Source organism: Shewanella sp. T24-MNA-CIBAN-0130 (assembly GCF_040310185.1).
In the GTDB taxonomy this organism is placed as follows: domain Bacteria; phylum Pseudomonadota; class Gammaproteobacteria; order Enterobacterales; family Shewanellaceae; genus Shewanella; species Shewanella psychromarinicola.
On sequence record NZ_JBEOPP010000077.1, the window covers coordinates 1 to 17813 of the forward strand.

A 17813-nucleotide genomic window follows, 5' to 3' on the forward strand; every position below is an offset into this window, starting at 1 on the left:
GATGTGTAGTTTTTCACAGTATAAAATAATTTGAAAGTGGTGAGCATATTAGATCATAATTTAATGCGGATTGGTATTAGCTCAGTTTCTCTTTGTTAAATCAATAGCTGCAGTTGGCTTTTAACCCATTGGTCGAAGGTTCGGATCCTTCACGACCCACCACTTTTTTATATCTCCCCAATTTAAACTTCCAGATAATCCAACCATTACACATCTCTCATAGGCTAAAACTAGCCATTAGTTCTACAGGCTTTTAAACGCCGACAGTTGGCTTTGTTCCAGTAAGAATAGCGGTTATTGCAAAACCAAGACGGGTCGTTAGCTCAGTTCCTCTTTGTTAAATCAATAGTTGCAGTTGGCTTTTAGCCCATTGGTCGAAGGTTCGGATCCTTCACGACCCACCTCTTTTTTATATCTCCCCAATTTAAACGTCCAGATAATCTAACCATTACACATCTCTCATAGGCTAAAACTAGCCATTAGTTCTACAGGCTTTTAAACGCCGACAGTTGGCTTTGTTCCAGTAAGAATAGCGGTTATTGCAAAACCAAGATGGGTCGTTAGCTCAGTTCCTCTTTGTTAAATCAATAGCTGCAGTTGGCTTATAATCCATGAGTCGAAGTTTCGGCCCCTTCCTTCACTACCCGCTATTTATTATTACTTCTGAGTTAATTCCTAAATAGCTGATTAAATTCAAATAAAACACTTTACATAATCAGCTGACTTTCTATATCTCTTTGTTGCATTTTTATATGCTTTTATCACACGCATAATGCAAATGTGTGGGCTTTGATTGTTAAGGTAATACTTGTTTACTTTTGTCTCATAGACTTATTGCTAATGTTGTATGGTTGTTAATTAGCTCATATTAATTAGGATTAGAACAATATAAATAGGGAGATAATAATGAAAAAACAAAAGATAAGTCTTTATGTTGCTGGCGCTTTATTGGCTATGAGTGGGAGTGCTCAGGCGGCTACTGAAATGACTTTTGGTGGTTATATTAAAGCAGATGTGATGTTTAGTGATTATGGCAACGGGGCGCCTGACTCAGGTTCATTGTCTCGTCAGTTTTATGTGCCAGGCACTATTTACGGGACAACTGGAAATGGTAAGCAAGTTGTCGATTTTCAAGCTCGTGAGTCACGTTTTAATTTTAAAACCGTTACCGATGTTGAAGGGCATAAACTAACTGGTTTTATTGAACTGGATTTCTTGACACATACTGATGGTAACGAACGAGTTTCTAACAGCTATTCTCCACGCATACGTCATGCATTTATGAGTTATGACAATTGGACAGTAGGACAAACGTGGACTACTTTTCAAAATCCAGGCGCTTTACCTGAGAACTTAGACTTTGTTGGTGCGGCCGAAGGAACACCGTTTGTTAGACAATCACTACTTAGATATACCAGTGGTAATTGGCAATTCTCGATTGAAAATCCCGAAACGACAGTAACGCCATTAGGTGGTGGTGGTCGAATTACCAGTGGTAGTGGGGTTGTACCTGATGTTGTCGGTCGTTATAACTTTAGTACTGCAAATGGTTCTGCACTTTCGCTTGCTGCGATTGTAAGGCAAATAGATTTAGAGCAAGTTGTCGGTACTACGGTATACGATACCTCTGAGCTGGGCTATGGTGTCAGTTTTGCTGGTGTTATCCCTGTTGGTAAAGATGATCTTAAGTTTACGGCTACTTACGGTGAGGGACTAGGTCGTTACATGGCGCTAAATTATGCCAATGCAGGCGTACTTGATTCAAACGGTGAAATTCAAGCGATTAAATCCTTTGGTGGATTTGTGTCGTATCGTCACTGGTGGTCAGAGCAATGGCGTTCTAGTGTGACATTCTCAGGTTTTAGCGCAGATAATGATGTAGCCCTTACTGGTGGATCAGTTAACAAAGAGGCCTATTCTAGCTATGTTAACTTATTGTTCTCACCTTCAAAGCCAGTGACATTTGGGGTTGAATATATGTATGCTTTGAATGAGCGTGAAGACGGTTTCGATGGTGACTTAAATCGCATTCTGTTTTCAGCGAAATATGCCATTTAGATTTAGCATTAGAGCGAATAATAACAAGGCAACCAAATAGGTTGCCTTGTTACTTTTAAGAAATAAAACTTAATTGAGTAGATTGTTTTGACGAATATAAGCTTCGAATTCGGTGCAACCACCAATAGGCTTTTCATCAATAAAGATTTGTGGAACGGTTTCTACTGTTTTACCTACACTTTTTGATAAATCCGCTTTAGTGATACCTTCAGCATGAATATCGATATATTTAAATTTGAAATCTTCACTTTGTGCGGCTAACTTTTCTGATAGTTCCACAGCACGAACGCAAAATGGACAAGCTGGGCGGCCAAAAATAACTACAAACATGGTGACTCCTGTTTAATGATATGGGCATTTTATACCATAAGTATTTTTCAAATGGTAATTCAACCCAATTAATTTTGTTTTAACTCATATCGATTTTATATTTGCCTTGATAGTCAAAAAATGAGTCGACTAAATCCCAGCGATGTTTATTTTTCTTCAATAATAATAAATCAGGTTTTCTAAATCGAGTTTGATCCGCCAATACATCTACTACCTTGTTATATTGAGGATGACGCAGGCCTGGAGTGCGAGTATGACTGAGAACAAACACCGCATAAAAAGCTTTACGTTGCGCAGGTGTCTCAAAGCTAAAAGTTTGTTTAAAATCATTACCTTCAATATCAATATATTGAATAAGTAACTTACTATCGTGGTCGTGCAACAACATTTGCTGACATTTAAATAAATGATGATGCTGAGCGTTAAGGACCTGCTTTAACCTTTTATCAGGATCAATCAAGGTTGATTGGCAGCTGTGGCAAATACGTGCTGCAATATCGTTTTCAACCCCACAGTCAGGACAGGATTTTGATCTAAATCTAAAATCACACTGCTGTTGATCATTGATTAATCCTTGGCAGCGTCTGCCATAATGTTCGACAATATCGCCATCGCCATCAACAATCCCCCAAAAGGTATTGGCAAATTGACACACAGGACAATGCACTTGAACTGGTACTGATTTGCTATTGGGTTTTACTTGACCGACTTCTGGATAAAATAAATCATAGCCATTAGCGGCATAATCAATGATTAAGCAGTCTGTTTTATCCGGCGCCAAACGTAAACCTCGGCCAATCATTTGCTGGAATAAGCTAACTGAAGCAGTAGGTCGTAATATGGCGATAAGGTCAACATGAGGTGCATCGAAGCCTGTGGTTAACACGGCAACGTTAACAATGTACTTGAGTTGTTGGGCCTTAAAGCGTTCAATGATGTCATCACGTTCGACATGAGGTGTTTGAGCGGTAATTAATGCGGCATCATTATCTAAAAGATCCATTACTTCATTGGCATGCCTGACTGTGGCAGCAAAAATCAACACTCCTTTGCGGAGTTCGGCAAGTTGTTTTACTTGTTTGATAATAGCGGTGGTTGCTCGTCCTTGATGATGAAGCAAGGAGTCTATTTCTATTTGCGGATATTCGCCGCTGTCATGGGGGGCTAGTGCGCTAAAGTCATATTGGGCACTCAGCCCATCGAAAATAATCGGTTTGGTGAGGTATCCTTGGTTAATTAATGGCCGCATTGGGAGTTCAAAGATACATTTATCAAAAACGGGGGTGTCTGTATTGCCCACTTTCCCGTGGTAGTGGAGTCGATAAATCCAGCCTACACCAAGGCGATAAGGCGTGGCGGTTAACCCAAGTAGTTTGATATCGGGATTACGTGCTTTAAGGTGTGTGAGCAGTTGTTGATATTGGCTAGTTGACTCGTTACTGACTCGGTGGCACTCATCTATAATGACTAATGAAAACGGTTGTGTAAATTTTGTCAAAGCCCGAGCGGCAGATTGGACGCTGGCAACCACCGTTTTGCCATTGGCTTTTTTTTGATTTAATCCAGCAGAGTAAATATTTGCTTGTTGTGTGAGTAAGCCCACTTTTTGTGCATTTTGAGCGACTAATTCCTTTACGTGAGTTAATACCAGTACGTTGCCATTGGCAATACGCGCTAATTCGGCAATCACGATACTTTTACCCGCGCCAGTGGGAAGAACCAACACCGCTGATTGCTGGCTTTGCTTGAAATGAGCAATTGCAGCGTCGACGGAGTGTTGTTGATAATCACGTAAAGTGATTTTAACGGGCATGGGGGATGAGTCTTTCAATTTATCGATAGTATTAATCTGGTTTTTATAAAGCTTAACATAGCCAATGGCTGATATAACTATATTACATAAAGTGAATTGACTTTGACTGAAGTCGATAAACATACAACGGTGTTATATTGTGAACAGAAGATCAGTTACTTAGGAGACAGTAACGCAGACGGGATCTCATATTAAGTTTAAAAAAAAGCCCCTCTAATGAGGGGCGAAACGAGAAATTGGTCAGGATTTCTCAGGGTGGATAGATCAATGACAATGGTTGAAGCAATTACTCCGTTTTGTTCAAACGATATTCAATTAGCGTATCTATGACTGCTGGATCTGCCAATGTTGAAGAATCACCTAAGTTGGTTACTTCGTTAGCCGCAATTTTACGTAAGAATCGACGCATAATTTTGCCCGAACGCGTTTTAGGTAAACCACTGGCCCATTGGATAAGATCCGGTGTGGCAAGGGCACCAATTTCTTTACGTACCCATTGGCGTAACTCTTGACGTAATTCTTCAGTCGGTTCAACACCACGAGTCAAAGTGACATAAGCATAAATACCTTGGCCTTTGATGTCATGGGGATAACCTACCACGGCAGCCTCAGCAACGAGTTCATGGGACACTAACGCACTTTCAACTTCTGCGGTGCCTAAGCGATGTCCTGAAACGTTAATCACATCATCTACACGGCCCGTGATCCAATAGTAGCCATCTTCATCACGACGAGCACCATCACCGGTAAAATACATACCACGAAAGGTTTTGAAGTAGGTGAGGGCGAATCTGTCGTGATCACCAAAAACGGTGCGCATTTGTCCTGGCCACGAATCTAGGATAACTAAGTTACCTTCACCCGTCCCTTCTACAAGATCACCCATGTTATCAACCAGTGCCGGTTGTACACCAAAAAAGGGTCGCGTTGCGGAGCCAGGTTTTGTATCTGTTGCACCTGGTAGTGGACTGATTAAAATGCCACCCGTTTCAGTTTGCCACCAAGTATCGACGATTGGGCAGTTTGCATGGCCAACCACTTCATGGTACCAACGCCATGCTTCTGGGTTTATTGGTTCACCAACAGAGCCCATAATCCGCAATGAGTCACCTTTGTAACTGTTAAACGGTTCTTTACCTTCAGCCATTAATGCCCGAATTAAGGTTGGCGCGGTATAAAGAATATTGACGTTATGGCGGTCGATCATTTCACCTAATCGAGCAGGTGTAGGATGATTAGGTACGCCCTCATGAATTAATACCGTGGCGGCATTAGCAAAAGGACCATATACCATATAAGAATGGCCGGTAATCCAACCCACATCAGCGGTACACCAATATACTTCGTCAGCTTTATAGTCAAACACGTATTCATGTGTCATTGAGGCATACACCATATAACCGCCAGTGGTATGCAGCACACCTTTAGGATTACCAGTAGAGCCAGAGGTATAAAGCAAAAACAGCGGGTCTTCGGCATTCATTTCAGCTGGTATGCAATACTCTGAAGCGACTTCCATGAGTGAATGCCACCAAACATCTCGGCCTTCAACCCAATCTACGTCACCACCAGTTCGCTTAAATACAATGACCTTCTCGACGCAAGTTACATCAGGATTTGATATCGCTTCATCAACACTGCGTTTTAAAGGGATTTTACGACCAGCACGAACACCTTCGTCAGCGGTAATCAAGACTTTTGATTTACCGTCAATCACCCTTGCTGCAATCGAGTCTGGTGAAAAGCCGCCAAATACCACTGAATGAACTGCACCAATGCGCGCGCAAGCCAGCATGGCAACTGCAGCTTCAGGCACCATAGGCATGTAGATAGTGACGATATCGCCTTTATTTACCCCTTGGCTGCGCAGCGCGTTAGCAAACTTACAGACTTCGTTATGCAGTTCTGCATAAGTCAATTTGCGCTGTTCGTTGGCGTCATCGCCCTCCCAAATAATGGCCAGCTTATCGCCGTATTCTTCGAGGTGACGATCTAAACAATTGGCAGAGGCATTGAGCGTACCGTCATAAAACCAATTTATGGATAGGTTATGATCATCAAATGACGTTTTCTTGATTTTAGTATAAGGTTTAATCCAATCAATGCGTTTGCCGTGCTCTCTCCAGAAACCTTCTGGATTAACAATGGACTCCTGGTACATTTTCTTATATTGATCGTTATTAACCAGTGCGTTGTTCGCTATGTCGCTAGGAACTTTGTAAAGAGACTGCGAGCTCATAGGGCTTCCCTTTCTAAAAATGGCGTAGTTAAAGTATCATCTGCAACGGGCTGTTTGCACTATTAGACCTTGGTCTATTTTTAAAATATCCTTAATATTTAGTCTGTTGCACGTGTTAATATAACAAGGAAAGCTGCAGAGTTAGTCTATCATTTATAACAATTCTCTTATGTAGGTTGTTTTATGTTCAATACATGATGTTTTAGATAAAAATAAAACAGATTTTTAATAACAATAAAGTGATATCGGACGTTTCATGAACTTAACCTTAATCGTTGCCGTGATTGCGGTGTGTTATGTGTCTCTACTGTTTATTTTGGCATGGGGCGCAGAGCGGTGGTTTAGTAAAATAAACCAAAAAGTCCAAGTATGGATTTATGGACTCAGTTTAGCTGTGTATTGCTCTTCATGGAGTTTTTTAGGCACAGTAGGCCAGTCTGCCAATGATTTGTGGTCTTTTTTACCTATTTTTGTTGGCCCAATATTGGTGTTCACCCTTGGGTTTGGCATGCTACGAAAAATGGTCGTGGTGTCTAAAGCACAAAACATCACTTCAGTTGCCGACTTTATTGCCGCTCGTTATGGAAAGTCGCAATTGTTGGCTGCATTAGTCACCCTTATTGCATTATTTGGCATCATGCCATATATCGCCTTACAGCTTAAAGCGATGGTATTTAGTCTTAATTTATTCCAACCCGATGATAACCCGCTGAGTCCAGTGGCGGTGCCATTATTGATCACCATGTTGTTAGCCATTTTTGCCATTTTATTTGGTACTCGTAAATTAGATGCTACCGAACATAATCCTGGGATGATGGTGGCGATTGCATTTGAGTCATTGGTTAAACTCGCCGCATTTATCTCTGTTGGTGTCGTCATTAGTTTCGGTGTTTTTGATGGTTTTGGTGATATTTGGCAACAGGCATCTGATAAAGCATTAATTGAAAATAGTCATATTCGTTTAGAGTCGTTTCTCCCTGAGCTTTTTGTCGGTATGGCGGCATTTATGTGTATGCCAAGACAGTTCCATGTGATGGTGGTTGAGTGTGGTGGCGAACATGTGCTGAAAAAAGCCCGTTGGATTTTTCCGATTTATTTGGCTTTGTTTGGTCTATTTGTTGCGCCATTGGCGTTAGCTGGCAAAGTGATATTGGGTGATACTGTGTCAGCAGATACCTATGTCATCAACTTACCTCTGGTGCTCGACCAACCGATCTTAGCCGTTGTTGCATTGTTAGGCAGCTTGTCTGCGGCAACCGGAATGGTCATTGTGGCAGTGGTTACCATCAGCGTGATGGTCAGTAATGAATGGCTGGTGCCATTTTTACTGCGAACTGGGCAAATTAGAGAAAAGAACTTTAGTCAGTTTTCTCAATTATTGTTAAATGTACGCCGTTTATCCATAGTAGTGATTCTAGGTTTTGGTTATTTGAGTTATTTACTGTTTACCGACAGAGATTCACTTTCACATTTGGGGATGATGTCATTTGGCGCTTTTTCTCAATTAGCGCCTGCATTAGTTGGCGGTTTATATTGGAAGCATGGTAATCGATCCGGCGTCTATCTTGGTCTTGCTGTGGGCTTTAGTCTGTGGTGTTTTATTTTACTTCAAGGTGCCGGTGAAGCTCGTTTGATTGGTGGCGAGTTTGGTTTACTTAATTCGATAACCCCAAATGTTAGTGATACGTTGATCGCCTTGTTAGCGAATATCTTTTGTTATGTACTGGGTTCTATTTGGTTTAGAGCCGGCGTTGCAGAGCGTATTCAAGCGAGTAATTTTGTAAAGCCTTGGTCATCAAAGCAAGATTCTAAAAAACGTCAAGGGCCTATTTCGCAACAAGATTTATTAATTTTGGCCAGCCGGTTTGTGAGTCCCACTCGTGCTTATGAGAGCTTTAGCCGTTTTTCGGCTGATGCGGTTAAAAGTGATAGTTGGTACAAAACGGCCCCTGAAGAATTAATCGCCCACACCGAACACATGTTGTCGGGTGTTTTGGGCGCATCAAGTGCTTCATTAGTGATGGATTCTGTGCTGCAAGGCCGAGATTTGGGCCTTGATGAAGTCTTTAGTTTAGTTGATGAAGCATCGTCGAAAATTATTTTAAGTCAGGATATGTTGCGAGGCGCTATTGAACACGCTTACGAAGGCATGAGTGTGGTTGATAAAGATCTTAATTTAGTTGCGTGGAATTATCGCTATATAGAATTATATCAGTATCCAGAAGGATTTTTACAACAAGGTATGCCTATTGCTGACATTGTGCGGTTTAATGCTTCGCGCGGTTTTTGTGGTACGGGAGATATTGAAGATCAAGTCGCAGTGCGAGTACAGCATATGCGTAATGGCACCCCTCACACTTCAGAGCGTGAACGCCAAGATGGTAAGGTGATTAAAATTCAAGGTAACCCTATGCCTGACGGCGGTTTTGTGATGACTTTTACTGATATTACTCAATATCGTTTACAAGAAAAAGCCTTGCTGGAAGCCAATGAAACATTAGAAAGCCGCGTGCAAGAGCGAACCTATGAGCTGGCGATGTCAAACAGCGAATTACTTGAAGCCAAAGCACAGGAAGAGCTGGCTAACGCGTCTAAAACACGCTTTTTAGCAGCTGTGGGCCACGACTTAATGCAGCCATTAAATGCGGCTAGATTATTTACCGCCTCATTATCACAATATCCTAATCTGGATCTCGAAGCCCGCACGACATTAACCCATGTGAATAGTTCGTTGAAAATAGCTGGCGAGTTATTGACCGATTTATTAGATATCTCTAAGCTCGACTCGGGCATGGTGGAAGTTAATCGCCGCGATTTTGCCATTGCGGAGGTGATTAACGGTTTGTCGGTTGAATTTGATGCGATGGCAAGTGACAGTCAGATCTCTTTTTCGATGGTGCCCTCTACGGCGACCGTAAACTCAGATCCATCATTATTACGGCGTGTTTTGCAGAATTTTTTAACCAATGCTTACCGTTATGCTCGTGGCGGTAAAGTCTTATTCGGTTGCCGTCATCGAGGTGACTTTATCGAGATCCAAGTGTTAGATACTGGCTGTGGGATTAATGAGTTTGATATACAAGAAATTTTTAAAGAGTTTAAACGTCTAAATCATCCCAGTAGCCGTAATGTCAGTGGCTTGGGATTAGGATTAGCGATTGCCGATCGGATTAGCAAGGTACTTGATCATCAAATTCATGTGAGTTCGACCTTAGGTCATGGTTCGATATTCTCGATTTCCGTGCCAATAGGCAAAACGATAAGTCAAATAAGCAGTAAGCCTTTACCGACATTATTGCAGCCTTTAGCGGGAATTAAAGTCTTATGTATCGACAATGAAGAGGCGATTCTCGCGGGGCTAGAGTCGTTATTAAGCCGTTGGCAATGTGAAGTTATTTGTGCCAAAGATCTTGCCGATGCACGGATTAAATTAGGCCTTAAAGGCGTTGCTCCAGACATCATGTTAGCTGATTATCACTTAGATGATGACCAAAATGGTATTGATGCGATGAATGGCATCCGCAGCCGATATGGTGAGCATTTACCCGGGATCTTGATTACCGCTAATACCAACAAAGATTTGGTTGATGATGTCGAAAGACGCGGTTATCACTATATGGCGAAAATGGTTAAACCAGCCGCATTGCGGGCGTTAATTTCTAGTCTAGTTAAAAAGTAACATGCCTATGCACTTGGCTCAGTAAGAATGTATTGGCGTGTGAATTATTGCCAAATTTAACAATCTGTTAGGTATTTCTCTTTCCATTTTTCTACGATTGAACCGATAACAGAACTCACTCAGGTATTCTTGCAGGTACTTTCCTGAAACACCATGAAATGTCCCAAGTAAAAATGCCTTTAAGTTACCAATGGCAATATGAACCCAAGGCAGCCATTCATCAACAAGCTCACTGGGGGTAACCCTCGCTTCATGTTGTTGAGTCTTATCTATAATGTTCAACGCAGGTAAGCCGTCTGTATGCACTTTTTGCTGTCTCGTTAAGTGTTTGGCAACGAACTGTTCAACACTATCATGGCAAACGCTATTCACAGCCTGCATAGCAATAAATCCAGCTCTTTTTCCTTTGCTTTCAACGGCAACTAAAACAGGTGTTTTACCTTCTGCTCCACGTCCACGCTTGCCCTTGCTTTTGCCACCCACCAACGCATCATCAATTTCAATGACGCCTGACAGTCTATATAAGCTGTCTCTATGGCCCATAGCTGTTCTCAGCTTACTTAATATCAAACGTGCCGTTCGCCAATTAACTTCAATGTGCTTACTCAGTCTTAATGCTGAAATACTGCCCTTATCTGAGCCTAAAAAGTAGATAGCCCAAAACCACTTAGTGATAGGAATACGGCTACCGTGGAATAATGTGTCTGCTGTGACCGATGTTTGTTTATGACATTGACTGCATTCATATACATTGCGGGTTGTAAGCTCATAGGCATGCTCACAAGAGCATCTAGGGCAAACAAAACCATTAGGCCATCTCATTTTCTTAATGTGATTTAAGCAATCAGTTTCAGAGCTGAATTCACGTTGCCATTCAAAAAAACTCGTTTCAGGCATTTTCATAGCAGATCTCACTTCTAGTCTTGATTTATACTATAAGAATAGGCCAAAACTGAGTCAGATGCATAGGCATGAAAAGTAAACATTAGAATTATTCAATTATTTAGGCGTATCGTTTAGGCTTGCTATGATGATGGTACAAGGTAATAGCGTGTAGCTATACTTTTTTGAACGTTATTTTTCGGCTGGCAGTAACGCGAAACATTACAGTGTGCACCCAGTAATCATTTGACTACACAGACAAGATGCAGACTCACTTTAGATACAGTCTTTTGGCCTAAAGCAGCCTATATCTGTTACATGCCGAGTGTCCATATCTGACGTTTTTGTCAACATGGTCAAATAGGGTGCGGATATTGATTAGTGTCGCAGTTGCAAGTAAAAGATGAATTAGCTAGTGGAGAACGGGTGCATGTTTTGCGCGACAACGTCATTAAAAAGCCCTTTATTGGCACGATTGGATTTTTCGCTAAGTGGGGCGTAACTCACCCAAGGTGGGATAGTAAACAGTTATCAAACAGATCGTTAGCAAAAAATGGCAAGTTTGATATTGCATACTTAACACAACGCCATTTTTATCGATTCATCCCATCTCTTATCCCTCCGATTATCCCGAGTTGAGGTTAACTCCTTCTCTGATACAAACGTGTCTCATTGACAAAAATAATTTAGCTGAATGTGATTAACCGTGACTAATAAATTGAGCGGTTACTGGCGTAGCATCAATGCCTTTTACGACGGTGATCATCGCCGAAGTCAGCTTGCTTAATTGCGCTGCATTGATGGTGTAGGGCGGCATCAGATAAATATATTTATTAAACGGTCTTACCCAGACGCCCAGCTCAACAAAGGCTTGCTGTAATTGGGCTGTATTGACCGTATTGATCATTTCAATAATGCCAACAGCACCGAGCACACGGACATCGTTCACTTGAGGTAAATCAATCGCACTTGCGAGTTCTTGCTTGAGTTGGGTTTCAATGGCGTTAACTTGTTGTTGCCAGTCACCTTGAAGCAGTAAATCTAAACTGGCTGTTGCCGCGGCGCACGCTAATGGATTACCCATAAATGTGGGGCCGTGCATAAACACACCCGCAGGTGAGTCACTAATACCATTGGCAACTTCGTCACTGCACAGGGTGGCAGCAAGGCTGATATAGCCGCCGGTTAAGGCTTTACCCACACACATGATATCCGCCTCAATATTGGCATGCTCATAAGCAAACAGTTTGCCTGTGCGTCCAAATCCGGTGGCAATTTCATCTAAGATCAGTAGTACATGGTATTGATCGCACAGTTGACGAAGTTTAGTTAGATAAGCCGGGGAGTAAAAACGCATTCCGCCAGCGCCTTGCATGATGGGTTCGATAATCACGGCGGCAATATCATGGTGATGTTGAGCAAATGCAGCATCTAAAGCGAGTGAATCCGTTTGATTAAGCGGTTCATTAAACTTAGACGTTGGCGCAGGGATAAATACTTGTTTAGTCACATTATTGCCAAACATGGTGTGCATGCCACCGTCTGGATCGCATACGCTCATTGCGGCAAAGGTATCACCGTGATAACCGTTTTTCACGGTCATGATCTGTTGTTTTTGTGGTTGGTTTCGACCTTGCCAATATTGCAGTGCCATTTTTAATGCGACTTCTACCGCAATTGAGCCTGAATCGGCTAAGAATACTTTGGTTAAATTTGCGCTGGTCATCTGCACTAAACGTTTTGATGCTTCAATGGCGGGTTGGTGGGTTATTCCGCCAAACATCACATGACTAAGCTGTGAAAGCTGTTGTTGCATTGCAGCGACAATGGTCGGATGACTATACCCGTGCACACATGACCACCACGAACTTGTGCCATCAATGAGCACTTTGCCATTGTCTAAAATCAGCTCACAACCTTGAGCTGAAACCACCCCATATACAGGTAAAGACTGGGTCATAGAGGTGTAAGGGTGCCAAATATGTTGTGCATCGAAAGCGTAATCGATAGTGCTGTTTACGTCGGAAAGTGCCATAGTTATATGTGCTCGTTTTTTAACCGCTAGTAAAGCGTGAAGTGGCTACTGCGTTGACAGTTTACGGGCTCAGGGTATCCTAGCCAACATAAAATAAAAATAAAGGAATGCTCCATGTCGTTAGCTGAAGTTCGTCAGGATTGGAAAAAAGCACAAATTGAAGCATTGTTTGCGTTGCCTATGAATGATTTATTATTTAAAGCACACAGCATTCATCGAGAGATGTTTGACCCTAACGAAGTGCAGATCAGTCGTCTTTTATCGATTAAAACTGGTGCATGCCCTGAGGACTGTAAATATTGTCCACAAAGCGCGCGTTACGATACTGGCCTTGAAAAAGAACGTTTACTTGAAATTGAAAAAGTATTAACTGAGGCTAAAAGCGCTAAAGCTGCTGGTGCATCACGCTTTTGCATGGGCGCCGCTTGGCGTAACCCGCGAGACAAAGACATGCCATATTTAACTCAAATGGTACAAGATGTCCGTGCCTTAGGCATGGAAACTTGCATGACATTAGGCATGTTGTCGCCAGAACAAGCCAGCAAATTAGCCGATGCCGGTTTAGATTATTACAACCATAACCTGGATACTTCACCAGAATATTATGGCGAAGTTATCACCACTCGCACTTATCAAAGCCGCTTAGATACGCTGACAAATGTGCGAGCATCAGGGATGAAAGTTTGTTCGGGCGGGATTGTTGGCATGGGCGAAGACGCCACTGACCGTGCAGGTTTACTACAACAACTGGCTAATTTAGAACAACATCCAGATTCAGTGCCTATTAACATGTTAGTTAAAGTGGCTGGAACGCCGTTTGAAAATATTGATGATCTTGACCCACTTGTGTTTGTCCGCACAATTGCAGTGGCCCGTATTCTTATGCCTAAGTCGCGGGTGCGCTTGTCTGCAGGTCGTGAAAGCATGAGTGATGAACTGCAATCAATGTGTTTCTTTGCCGGTGCTAATTCAATTTTCTACGGTTGCAAGTTGTTGACGACGTCTAATCCTGAAGAAAATGATGACATGAGTTTATTTCGTCGTTTAGGGTTACATCCCGAACAAGGCCCACAAGCCAACATCGAAACCGACAGTGCCTTATTAGCCAAAGCCAGTGCTAAACAAGATAAGTCGACCAAGCAGTTTTTTGATGCAGCGGCGTTGTGATCTAATATGACGTTAATAGGCCAAACTGGCATGGGACAACATCCATTAACCCAGCGGATAAGTGATAAGCTGGCTGAGCAGCAGGCCGCGGGCCTTTTACGCCAACGACATGTGTCGGCAACCAAGCCACATGCGACAATTGATTTTAGCCATAATGATTATTTAGGCTTAGCCCATGAACCCGCTTTAGCCCAAGCACTTTATGCTGGAGCACAAGAGTTTGGTGTCGGCAGTCGGGCATCACCTCTTGTGAGTGGTTATGGCCAAGCCCATTTGGCACTCGAGCAGCGCCTATGTGAGATTACTGGCCATCAAGCTTGTATGCTATTTAGCTCAGGTTTTAGCGCCAACAGCGCGTTAATGAAAACCCTGTTTAGTGCCGACGATACGGTTATTGCCGACAAGTTGGTTCATGCCTCAGTCATCGATGGCTTAAAAGACAGTGGCAGTAATATTCGGCGTTTTCTACATAATGATATTAGTAGTGCAGCGCGCATTATTGCACGTAACCCTCATAGCGCTGTTGTTACCGAAAGTGTGTTTAGTATGGATGGAGACATCGCCCCCATTGCTGAACTTTCATCCTTATGTCAACAACATAACTCTTGGTTGATTGTCGATGATGCTCATGGTTTTGGGGTATTACCAAGCTCGTTTGTTAATGCCGATAAGGTCGATATTCAAGTGGTCACCTTTGGTAAAGCGCTAGGGTGTCAAGGCGCGGCCATTTTAGCCTCACAAGATGTGATTGATTATTTGGTCGCGACTTCTCGTGAATATATTTATTCAACTGCGTTGTCTCCGGCTAATGCTCATCTGGCATTAACCGCCATAAATTGGCAACAAGATCACCCACAGTTATTGGCACAATTAACGGCTAACATCGCGCTTTTCAGAGATCTTGCACAGAAGCAACAATTAGCCATAACGTCTTCGACCACGGCTATTCAGCCGATTATGATCGGTGATAATCATCGCGTGATGACAATTGCTCAACAGTTAACACAACACGGTTTTTTGGTTGGTGCGATCCGCTCACCAACGGTGCCCAAAGATCAGGCGCGTTTGCGGATTACCTTAAATGTACTGCATCAAGCCAGTGATATTCGTGCGCTCGTGAGCGCAGTGGCTCAGCTTATTGATCAACATGATGATAATACCTCGCGGCAAGCAGTATTAGCACCACCATCAGTGACTAAATAAATCGTATCTTTGAGAAACTCCATGACGTTAGATAATCCGGTTGCAAAAAAGTTTTCAATAGCCGCATCTCATTACAAGCAACATGATGTGTTGCAGCGCATGAGTGCTCAGCAATTGTTACAACAAGCGCATTTATTTGGCACCTTGCTTGATGTTGGAGCCGGCCCTGGTACATGTTTTAAAGCTTTTAATGAGGTAAAACAGGTTGTCGCCGTTGATATTGCTCATGGCATGCTTGCTCAACTTGTGCAACAACACCCCGATTATTTACCCCTTTGCAGTGACGCACAAGCATTGGGTTTACAAAGCGGATCCATTGACAGCATCTATTCCAATTTAGCCTTGCAGTGGTGCCAAACATTACCCAATGCGTTTTCTGAGTTTCATCGAGTATTACGACCCGGCGGCGAATGTCATCTTAGTGTGGTTGTTGATGGCAGCTTGGCTGAGCTAAAGCACTTAGGTTTTAGAGTAAACCAATTTGATTCCATATCAGTGCTTAAGGCGGCATTTATCTCATCTCAAACCACCACGAATGACTGGTATAGCGTTAATATTCACGTTAATAGTATCAGCATTTATTTTGATGATTTACGCAGCTTACTATATTCAATAAAAGGTGTTGGGGCGTCATTTGACCAACAAAGTACTGGCAAAGAACGTCTCGCACTCACCAAGCAACAATGGCAGCAACGGGTGGCGTTAGCAGAAACCCTACGCACCAATAAAGGGTTACCATTAACTTATCAAATTGCGTATATTCACGCGAAACGAGGCTGAAGCTATGCTGTATTTTGTGACAGGCACCGACACCGACAGTGGTAAAACGCTAATTTCAGCGGCATTGTTATCTAAAGCCCAAGGCAATAAATGTGGTTTTAAACCTATAGCATCAGGATGTGAACACACTGAAAATGGCTTGCGTAACCCAGATGCGATGATGTTAATTGCACAATCGAATATGGATTTTTCCTATCAAGTGGTTAATCCTATTTGCTTTGAACCGGCTATTGCACCGCACATTGCTGCCAAGCAAGCTAAACAAACATTAAGTGCACAAAGTGTGCTAGAGACTATGTATCACCCAGCGATGCAAAGCGCTGATTTTGTATTAATTGAAGGTGCTGGTGGCTGGCGTTTACCCTTGGGCAATGGCGAGTATTTGTCTGACACGATCACGTTACTGCAAGCCAAGCTGCTACAAGCGAGATTGACTCCAAATTCAGAGGCCACATCAGCCGTCGAAATTATTTTAGTCGTAGGGATGAAACTAGGTTGTTTAAACCATGCGTTATTAACTCAAGAAGCTGTGCTAGCAGATGGGTTAACGATAGCAGGATGGGTGGCGAATCAAATCGATGCTGATATGGCTTTTATTGACGACAATCTCGACAGCTTACAACAAATGATGCGCGGTCCATTTTTGGGCTATGTGCCTTACTTAACCGATCCCACAGCCGAAAATGCGGCGCATTATCTTAAATTACCATAGTAACCTCAATTCTGGATAATAAACGGTTATCAAACAGTCCTTTGTTCCGCGATCAAACTTGTACCGACCTACCATTGGCCTACTATTGACGGCTATCCACACGTGAAGATGCCTTGTTAGCAAAACAAATGGCAAGTTTGATATGAAATAGGTCGTTACACAGAATCTGTTACAGGGTTAATATTTGGATTGTAACGTACTCAATTCATCTATTAACCCGAGTTGAGGTTGTGTTAGTTTGCGATTGGCATCACGCGGTTACGACCTAAGCGTTTTGCTTCGTAAAGTAACGTATCTGTCGCTTCAATCAATTGAGATACATTTTGTTTTGGTTTCCATTCAGCCACGCCAAAAGAGGCGGTTATTGAATCGATGACTTTGTCATTGCGTCGGTCTTTGACACTGAGCTTCTCGAGCGCTCTGCGAATGGCTTCGGCAAGTTGTCTGGCGACTCTAAACTGACTGCTTGGCACAATGATGGCAAACTCTTCACCACCAAAGCGGTACAATTTAATTCCGTCGCGGCACGCTTCTTGGGTCCGTTTCGCAACCGTTTTCAGGACTAAATCGCCGAGTTGATGACCAAAATTATCGTTGAATATTTTAAAGTGATCAATATCAATCAAAATCAAGCAGGTACCTGCAGGATCTGAACTAATTTGCGCTTCAATATCATCGTTAAATGCGCGGCGATTTAATACATTGGTTAAGGCATCAAATAGCATGTCTTTTTCTGATTCTGCTAAACGTGTTTTGAGCGTATCTATTTCAGACTGGGCTTTTTGTAGTTGTTCAGTAAAACTCACGGTACTATACTCAAGTGAATTCAAACTGCAGTTTTTAATTTCTGAAAGTTATCATTAATTGTATCACCGAGTGTATCGGCAATATCGGGGAGGGTGATGCTAAAAAAGT

Annotated in this window: 12 protein-coding genes, 1 tRNA gene and 1 pseudogene; 8 read left to right on the top strand and 6 right to left on the bottom strand. The window is 42.5% G+C overall.

The features are described from left to right. The first annotated feature begins 312 nt into the window (after nucleotides 1-312). A tRNA-Lys gene (locus AAEZ02_RS19950) sits at nucleotides 313-401 on the top strand. Nucleotides 402-906: 505 nt separating this feature from the next. Then, the gene (locus AAEZ02_RS19955) at nucleotides 907-2058 is read left to right on the top strand and encodes a DcaP family trimeric outer membrane transporter (RefSeq protein WP_101030578.1); all 1152 of its coding nucleotides are present in this window, start codon (nucleotides 907-909) and stop codon (nucleotides 2056-2058) included. A gap of 69 nt (nucleotides 2059-2127) precedes the next feature. Here AAEZ02_RS19955 and AAEZ02_RS19960 read toward each other — a convergent pair whose 3' ends face one another. The 3 genes from AAEZ02_RS19960 to acs form a co-directional block, all read right to left on the bottom strand. Beyond that, nucleotides 2128-2388 carry a GrxA family glutaredoxin gene (locus AAEZ02_RS19960; protein WP_101030581.1) on the bottom strand — a complete coding sequence of 87 codons (261 nt, stop codon included), beginning with the start codon at nucleotides 2386-2388 and terminating at the stop codon, nucleotides 2128-2130. A 79-nt stretch (nucleotides 2389-2467) separates the two neighbouring features. Beyond that, nucleotides 2468-4201 (bottom strand): DNA repair helicase RadD, encoded by a 1734-nt coding sequence (gene radD, locus AAEZ02_RS19965; protein WP_335686287.1) that lies wholly within the window; start codon nucleotides 4199-4201, stop codon nucleotides 2468-2470. Between the two features lie 286 nt (nucleotides 4202-4487). Continuing rightward, the gene (gene acs / locus AAEZ02_RS19970) at nucleotides 4488-6440 is read right to left on the bottom strand and encodes an acetate--CoA ligase (protein ID WP_124013792.1); all 1953 of its coding nucleotides are present in this window, start codon (nucleotides 6438-6440) and stop codon (nucleotides 4488-4490) included. Between the two features lie 256 nt (nucleotides 6441-6696). Here acs and AAEZ02_RS19975 point away from each other — a divergent pair, with 256 nt between their 5' ends. Further along, entirely contained in the window at nucleotides 6697-10119 is a 3423-nt protein-coding gene (locus tag AAEZ02_RS19975; protein WP_124013791.1) for a hybrid sensor histidine kinase/response regulator, read from the top strand. A gap of 18 nt (nucleotides 10120-10137) precedes the next feature. Here the strand turns inward: AAEZ02_RS19975 and AAEZ02_RS19980 are convergent, their stop codons facing one another. Continuing rightward, nucleotides 10138-11022: an IS1595 family transposase gene (locus AAEZ02_RS19980; RefSeq protein WP_351124698.1), complete on the bottom strand. Its 885-nt coding sequence runs from the start codon at nucleotides 11020-11022 to the stop codon at nucleotides 10138-10140. A gap of 360 nt (nucleotides 11023-11382) precedes the next feature. On the opposite strand from AAEZ02_RS19980, the gene AAEZ02_RS19985 reads away from it, so the two are divergent. Next, the gene (locus AAEZ02_RS19985) at nucleotides 11383-11640 is read left to right on the top strand and encodes a hypothetical protein (protein ID WP_351088606.1); all 258 of its coding nucleotides are present in this window, start codon (nucleotides 11383-11385) and stop codon (nucleotides 11638-11640) included. A gap of 61 nt (nucleotides 11641-11701) precedes the next feature. On the opposite strand, the gene bioA is transcribed toward AAEZ02_RS19985, so the two are convergent. Next, nucleotides 11702-13036, bottom strand: coding sequence for an adenosylmethionine--8-amino-7-oxononanoate transaminase (bioA, locus tag AAEZ02_RS19990; RefSeq protein ID WP_124013790.1), 1335 nt, complete (start codon nucleotides 13034-13036; stop codon nucleotides 11702-11704). 114 nt (nucleotides 13037-13150) lie between these two features. Between bioA and bioB the strand changes: the two genes are divergently transcribed. Genes bioB through bioD form a run of 4 tightly spaced genes read left to right on the top strand, consistent with a single transcriptional unit; the run spans nucleotide 13151 to nucleotide 16898 of the window. Continuing rightward, nucleotides 13151-14203 (top strand): biotin synthase BioB, encoded by a 1053-nt coding sequence (gene bioB / locus AAEZ02_RS19995; RefSeq protein WP_124013789.1) that lies wholly within the window; start codon nucleotides 13151-13153, stop codon nucleotides 14201-14203. 6 nt (nucleotides 14204-14209) lie between these two features. Further along, complete coding sequence (locus tag AAEZ02_RS20000) at nucleotides 14210-15406, top strand: aminotransferase class I/II-fold pyridoxal phosphate-dependent enzyme (RefSeq protein WP_233768504.1); 1197 nt, start codon at nucleotides 14210-14212, stop codon at nucleotides 15404-15406. 21 nt (nucleotides 15407-15427) lie between these two features. Next, nucleotides 15428-16186 carry a methyltransferase domain-containing protein gene (locus AAEZ02_RS20005; protein WP_124013788.1) on the top strand — a complete coding sequence of 253 codons (759 nt, stop codon included), beginning with the start codon at nucleotides 15428-15430 and terminating at the stop codon, nucleotides 16184-16186. Nucleotides 16187-16193: 7 nt separating this feature from the next. Continuing rightward, nucleotides 16194-16898 carry a dethiobiotin synthase gene (bioD, locus tag AAEZ02_RS20010; protein WP_351074492.1) on the top strand — a complete coding sequence of 235 codons (705 nt, stop codon included), beginning with the start codon at nucleotides 16194-16196 and terminating at the stop codon, nucleotides 16896-16898. A 233-nt stretch (nucleotides 16899-17131) separates the two neighbouring features. Here bioD and AAEZ02_RS20015 read toward each other — a convergent pair. Beyond that, nucleotides 17132-17710: pseudogene (locus AAEZ02_RS20015) on the bottom strand (GGDEF domain-containing protein); the annotation flags it as partial. Nucleotides 17711-17813: the final 103 nt, after the last annotated feature.

Bases quoted from the DNA above. Each gene is read 5' to 3' on its own strand.
- AAEZ02_RS19975 (WP_124013791.1), top strand. From the start codon at position 6,697: ATGAACTTAACCTTAATCGTTGCCGTGATTGCGGTGTGTTATGTGTCT.
- bioA (WP_124013790.1), bottom strand. From the start codon at position 13,036: ATGGCACTTTCCGACGTAAACAGCACTATCGATTACGCTTTCGATGCA.
- acs (WP_124013792.1), bottom strand. From the start codon at position 6,440: ATGAGCTCGCAGTCTCTTTACAAAGTTCCTAGCGACATAGCGAACAAC.
- radD (WP_335686287.1), bottom strand. From the start codon at position 4,201: ATGCCCGTTAAAATCACTTTACGTGATTATCAACAACACTCCGTCGAC.
- AAEZ02_RS19980 (WP_351124698.1), bottom strand. From the start codon at position 11,022: ATGAAAATGCCTGAAACGAGTTTTTTTGAATGGCAACGTGAATTCAGC.
- AAEZ02_RS19960 (WP_101030581.1), bottom strand. From the start codon at position 2,388: ATGTTTGTAGTTATTTTTGGCCGCCCAGCTTGTCCATTTTGCGTTCGT.
- AAEZ02_RS20005 (WP_124013788.1), top strand. From the start codon at position 15,428: ATGACGTTAGATAATCCGGTTGCAAAAAAGTTTTCAATAGCCGCATCT.
- AAEZ02_RS19955 (WP_101030578.1), top strand. From the start codon at position 907: ATGAAAAAACAAAAGATAAGTCTTTATGTTGCTGGCGCTTTATTGGCT.
- AAEZ02_RS20000 (WP_233768504.1), top strand. From the start codon at position 14,210: ATGACGTTAATAGGCCAAACTGGCATGGGACAACATCCATTAACCCAG.
- bioB (WP_124013789.1), top strand. From the start codon at position 13,151: ATGTCGTTAGCTGAAGTTCGTCAGGATTGGAAAAAAGCACAAATTGAA.